The sequence below is a fragment of the uncultured Campylobacter sp. genome (assembly GCF_938045405.1).
Classification (GTDB): Bacteria; Campylobacterota; Campylobacteria; order Campylobacterales; family Campylobacteraceae; genus Campylobacter_B.
On sequence record NZ_CALIMW010000002.1, the window covers coordinates 1 to 1,114 of the forward strand.

General features: G+C 36.4%; 2 protein-coding genes. Both read left to right on the top strand.

Going from position 1 to position 1,114, the window contains the following annotated elements:
* Positions 1 to 220 (top strand): CDP-alcohol phosphatidyltransferase family protein (locus Q0140_RS00055; RefSeq protein WP_366112813.1); only part of this gene is annotated, 220 nt, incomplete at its 5' end.
* Positions 221 to 373: 153 nt separating this feature from the next.
* The coding region (locus tag Q0140_RS00060) for a hypothetical protein (protein ID WP_297960284.1) at positions 374 to 1,114 on the top strand (741 nt) is incomplete at its 3' end.

Sequence of the window (1,114 nt, forward strand, 5' to 3'; positions counted from 1 at the left end):
TTTTATCACTGGTCTTCGCGTGGCGATGGCGGGCGACGGCGTAGAGGTCGCCGCGTCGATGGCTGGCAAGGTAAAGACAGTCTTTCAGATGATCGCTATCGGCTGGCTAACGATGCAGTGGCCCTATGCAAACGCCCTACTCTGGATCGCGGTTGCGCTGACGCTATATTCGGGCTTTGAATACGTCGCAGCGTATGCTAAGGCTACGAAAAAGAGTTAAAATTTGGTTTAAATTTGGCATAAAATTTAAACCAAATGAGATATACTGAATCGCAAATTATGCGATCTTATCCTTGGGTGTATGTAGGATAAAAATCTACGTGCCGCTCATTTAGATTAATAGCAATATATCGGTAAAATAAGGAAAATTGTTATGATGTATGGGGCTTTGAGAATTAGCGAAGATGTGATTAGGCAAAATGCTGGAGCGTTACTAAAATTTCAAGATTCAAAATACGCTAAAAGTGGTGTCGAACAAATAACTACGTTTAATGAACTTGGTTTTAGCGGAGTTAATAAAAAGCCCGACGGTTGGTATTTTCCGCACGATATAAACGAGGTTGCCATAATTTTAGAGATCAAAGCCTATGAGCCAAATTCAAATCTGGATCAAAATTTACCGCAACTTCAAGAATATATAAACATAACAAGAAGCAAATACAATCAAGTAATAGGTATTTTATATAATGGCAACGAAGCAATAATTTATAAAAACGATAAATTTTATAGAGAAGATAGTGAGCTTTTTAGCAAAGATTACTATCTTAAGCTATTTACTCAGAGCAGTATAGATAAGCCTAAAATTTACTTATGTACTAAATCAATAAATGATAACCTACATATAAATTTTGGCATCAACAACCTAAAGCATAGGATGATTTTTACAGCTTGCGCTTTGGTAGCCGATAGAAAAGGCGCAAATTTAGCTGGTCTTAAAGGACGCGATTTCGCAACTCTGCAAAGCGAGATCATAAAAACTCTTGAAAGCTCGTATAGTGAGCAAAAGGCATTAAATTTAAAGCTAGACATTATAAAAGAGCAGTTTAATTTAATTAGTTTTAACTACACAAAAAATCAAAAAGCAATTGATAGCTTTATCGACGATGTTGTTTCG